We start from the raw sequence: 3,977 nt of genomic DNA on the forward strand, positions 1-3,977 counted from the left end.
CCACCGCCCGGCCGCTGCACCTGGCGAAGCCGGACGCCATCGAGTTCGAGTTCGGCCGGCCCCAGGCCACCGCCTGCAACTGCTTCAGCGCGGACCCGGCGTCGAAGGAGGTGAAGGAAGGCGGCGCGTGCGCCACGCCCCGCTTCGGCACGTACCTGCTCGCGCTGACGTGGGCGCCCACCTTCTGCCGCACCCATCCAGACAAGGAGGAGTGCGAGCACCTGGAGGGCACCTTCGGCGCGACGCACCTCACGCTCCATGGGCTGTGGCCCCAGTTCACCGACGCGGAGGCGCAAGCGCAGCACTGCACCTACCCGGCGTTCTGCGGCGGGCTCTGCGAATGCCAGGGCGCCAATGCCCCCTCGCGGTGCTTCCCCGACCCCGCCACGATTCCGCACGCCATGGGCACCTACGGCCCGGGCTTCATCACGGACAACTTCTTCCTCGCGAACCATGAATGGCCCAAGCACGGCAGCTGCACGGGGATGGATTCCCGGACCTATTTCCAGAGCACCATCGACGCGCTGCTTTCATTGCCGGGCGACCAGGGGACACCGGCCGCGCTGGGGGACAGCGTCGGCGGAGAGGTGGCGCTGGAGGACCTGCGCGCGTCGTTCGGCCAGGACGACAGCGTTGCCTTGAGCTGCGACCCGGACTGCAATCTCACGGAGGTGGGCGTCTGCTTCTCGGTGGATGAGCAGCGGCGCCCCGCGGCGCGCATGCCGTGCCCGAAGAACGTGACCAGCGGCGCCTCCAACAGCTGCGTGGGCAGTGCCTCCCAGCCCCACTGCCCCACCGTGAAGATTCAAGCCGCGAAGCCCTTCAACGGCGGTGGGGGCGGAGGCGGACCGTCCTCCACCTGCGGGCAGCCGGGCCAGGGCCCCGCGTGCACGAATGATCAGCTCTGCCAGGGCCAGGGCTGGGTCCGCTGCGCGCGCTCCGGGTGCTGCACCACCGTGCCCAAGCGCTGAGGCCGGCCCGGTATCAGGCCACGGCCTGGAGGTCGGCGTCGCGCGGCACCTTCGCGGCGGCCACGCGCACGACCTCCGGGCTCGCGCCTTCCTTGTGGGCGTTCTCGCTCAGGTGCCGGCGCCAGGCGCGCGCGCCGGGCAGGCCCTGGAAGAGGCCCAGCATGTGCCGGGTGATGGCGCCCAGCGGCGCTCCCTGGCTCAGCTGCGTCTCGATGTACGGCAGCATCGCGTCCACCACCTCGTGCCGCGTGAGGGGCGCCTGCGTGCTTCCGAAGAAGCGCCGGTCCGCCTCCGCCAGGAGGTACGGGGACTCGTAGGGCGCGCGGCCCATCATCACGCCGTCCACGCGGCCCAGGTGCTCCGCGGCCGCGTCCAGCGTCTTGATGCCGCCGTTGAGGGTGATGTCCAGGTGCGGGTACTCGGCCTTGAGCCGGTGCACCAGTTCGTAGCGCAGGGGCGGCACGTCCCGGTTCTCCTTGGGGGAGAGGCCCTGCAGCCACGCCTTGCGCGCGTGCACGATGAAGCGCGTGCAGCCCGCCGCGGAGACGCGCCGCACGAAGTCCTCCAGCGTGGGCCACTCCTCCATGTCGTCGATGGCGATGCGCGACTTCACCGTCACCGGGATGCGCACCGCTTCACGCATGGCGGCGACCCCGCGCGCCACCAGGTCCGGCTCCGCCATCAGGCACGCGCCGAAGCGGCCGGACTGCACGCGGTCGCTGGGGCAGCCCACGTTGAGGTTGATCTCGTCGTAGCCCCACTCCTCGCCGATGCGCGCGGAGGCGGCCAGGTCCGCGGGCTCCGAGCCGCCCAGCTGGAGGGCCACCGGGTGCTCGGCGGGCGTGAAGCCCAGCAGGCGGTCGCGCTTGCCGTGGAGCACCGCGCCCGTGGTCACCATCTCCGTGTAGAGCAGCGTGTGGCGGGAGATGAGCCGGAAGAAGTACCGGCAGTGCCGGTCCGTCCAGTCCATCATCGGCGCGACACACAGCGGCATGGGGTAGGCCAGGGCAGTCATCGCCCTACCCATATCCGGACTCCCGCCGTCCGCCCAGGGTCTCCCGAGGCCCCCTCTGGAGGCAGGCGGACGACCGAGCTCCGACGGGCCCTGCTTCAGGCCGGAGGCGCCAGCACCACGCCCTGCTCCGCGAGCCACGCGTCCACCAACCGCTGGCCGGCGTCCGTCAGCGTGAAGCCCAGCCCGGCCCACTGCTGGCCGTTGAGCATCACCACCTGCCCCAGCGCGCGGCCGAAGGCCACCTCCGGCGCGGCGTGCTTGAGCAGCGCGCCGGCATAGTGGTGCAGGAACAGGTCGAAGTTCTTCGCGAAGTCCGGGTGCCCGGGCAGCGAGTCGCTGCGCGTGTCCGCCGCCACGTCATACGCCTGGATGAGCGCGCCGAAGCCCAGCACCTCCACCAGGAACGCCTGCATCCGGGCCTGCCCCCGCACCCGGCCGGGCAGCCACCGCTCCGGCCCCTCCGGCGTCTGGAACGTCCACAGCCCCCGCTGACGCGTGGCGGCGAACGGCAGTCCCCCACCTCCCTGCCGCTCAAGCCGGGCCACGCGGCGGTGCACCCGCGGGGGCGCCGCCTCGGAACGCGCGGGAAAATAGACGATGACCGCCGGGGCCGAGCGGGCGCAGTTCATGAGGGACACCACTCCAGAGGGGGAACACCTGCACCGGAATTATCCGGCACCAGCGCCCAGGAGTTGCTTCCCGGCCAACGCTTTTCAGGGGCCGCCCGGCACGGGCCCGGCGAGCGCCTCCACGGCCTCGGGGAGCGTGCCCCGCGAGAGCGCGGCCTGGAGCGTGTCCAGCTGGGCGGACACCACCGCGCGCGACACCTTGGCGCCCGCGCCGTCGCGCACCAGCAATTCCAGCGTGGCCTGCGCCAGCAGGAGCGGCAGCGTGGTGAAGGCGAGCACGTCCCGGGGCGCCCCGGCCAGGTGCAGGGCCCGCACGTAGCGCGCGGCCGCGATCAGGTCCTCGCCCGCGAGCCGCTCCACGTCCTGGAGCTGGACGCCCGCCGGCAGCCACACGCGGCCCTCCCTCCGGTCCTGCCGCGCGTCCTTGAGGATGTTGACCAGCTGGAGCCCCTCTCCGAACAGCGGGGCCAGCGAGCGCAGGTTCGGCGCGTACGGCGCGAGGCGTGGATCCAGGACGAACAGGTCCGTGAGCAGCTCGCCCACCAGTCCCGCCACGATGTAGCAATAGTCACGCAGCGACTGGAGTGACTCCAGTTGCAACAGCCCGTTCTCGGAGGCGCCGGCCAGCACCTGTCCCATGCCCTGCACCGTCTTCAGCACGAAGTGGCGCAGGATGGCGCCGGCCTCCGGGCGCAGCGCGTCCAGGCTGGCCAGCAGCGTGGGGGTGCTCGCGAGCAGGTCCAGGTAGCCCGCGTTCTCGCTGGGACGGCGCGACAGCCACTCGCGCGACAGCGCCTCGGCGTCCACGCCCGGGGTCTCCTGGAGCAGGGACGCGAAGGCGGCCAGTGCCTGGCGCCGCTCGTCGCGCGTCCAGGGGGCGGCGTCCTCCAGCGTGTCGGCGACGCGCAGCAGCAGGTAGCCCAGGCCCACCTCGCGGCGCAGCGGCTCGTCGAGCAGCGGGATGGCGAGCGCGAACGTGCGGCTGGTCCGCTCAAGGAAGTCCGCCAGCTCTTCATCCCGGAACGGCAGGGCCGTCGCGGTGGGAGCGTCACTCAAGGAACCGTCCTCCGGGCACGGGCGCGACGTTGCCGCCCGGGGGCCCTCACTGCCACAAGCCACCCACCGACACACGCGAGAACGTGCGCGCCCGGCACGCGGGTCCCGTAGCGGACAGCGCTCTCCCGGATTCCCGCGCTCAGGCCCGGACCCGGAGCGCGCCAGCGGCCCGCGCACCGGGGGAATTTCCGGTGCACGGGCCTGTCTCTTATACACCTCTCCGAGCCCACGAGACATGCGCAGACCTCGTATGCCGTCTTCTGCTTGAAAAAAAAAAAAACATTCCAACATAAACCACAGAATTTT

At 71.9% G+C, this 3,977-nt stretch carries 4 protein-coding genes; 1 reads left to right on the forward strand and 3 read right to left on the reverse strand.

Annotated elements, in window-relative coordinates; translation table 11 throughout:
- A partial coding sequence (locus D7W79_RS39715) for a ribonuclease T2 family protein (protein WP_208729966.1) occupies nucleotides 1–971 on the forward strand: 971 nt, incomplete at its 5' end.
- A 13-nt stretch (nucleotides 972–984) separates the two neighbouring features.
- Here the strand turns inward: D7W79_RS39715 and dusA are convergent.
- The 3 genes from dusA to D7W79_RS39730 all read right to left on the reverse strand — a co-directional run bounded on the left by dusA (nucleotide 985) and on the right by D7W79_RS39730 (nucleotide 3,671).
- Entirely contained in the window at nucleotides 985–1,986 is a 1,002-nt protein-coding gene (gene dusA, locus D7W79_RS39720) for a tRNA dihydrouridine(20/20a) synthase DusA (protein WP_120530413.1), read from the reverse strand.
- A gap of 95 nt (nucleotides 1,987–2,081) precedes the next feature.
- Nucleotides 2,082–2,615, reverse strand: coding sequence for a hypothetical protein (locus D7W79_RS39725; RefSeq protein ID WP_120530414.1), 534 nt, complete (start codon nucleotides 2,613–2,615; stop codon nucleotides 2,082–2,084).
- A gap of 84 nt (nucleotides 2,616–2,699) precedes the next feature.
- Nucleotides 2,700–3,671 (reverse strand): squalene/phytoene synthase family protein, encoded by a 972-nt coding sequence (locus D7W79_RS39730; protein ID WP_158617167.1) that lies wholly within the window; start codon nucleotides 3,669–3,671, stop codon nucleotides 2,700–2,702.
- Between the last annotated feature and the right edge of the window lie 306 nt (nucleotides 3,672–3,977).

Source organism: Corallococcus exercitus, from assembly GCF_003611585.1.
GTDB lineage: Bacteria > Myxococcota > Myxococcia > Myxococcales > Myxococcaceae > Corallococcus > Corallococcus exercitus.

What these genes read in the sequence shown, in the direction of transcription:
- D7W79_RS39725 (WP_120530414.1), bottom strand. Translation starts at nt 2,615, where the DNA reads ATGAACTGCGCCCGCTCGGCCCCGGCGGTCATCGTCTATTTTCCCGCG.
- dusA (WP_120530413.1), bottom strand. Translation starts at nt 1,986, where the DNA reads ATGACTGCCCTGGCCTACCCCATGCCGCTGTGTGTCGCGCCGATGATG.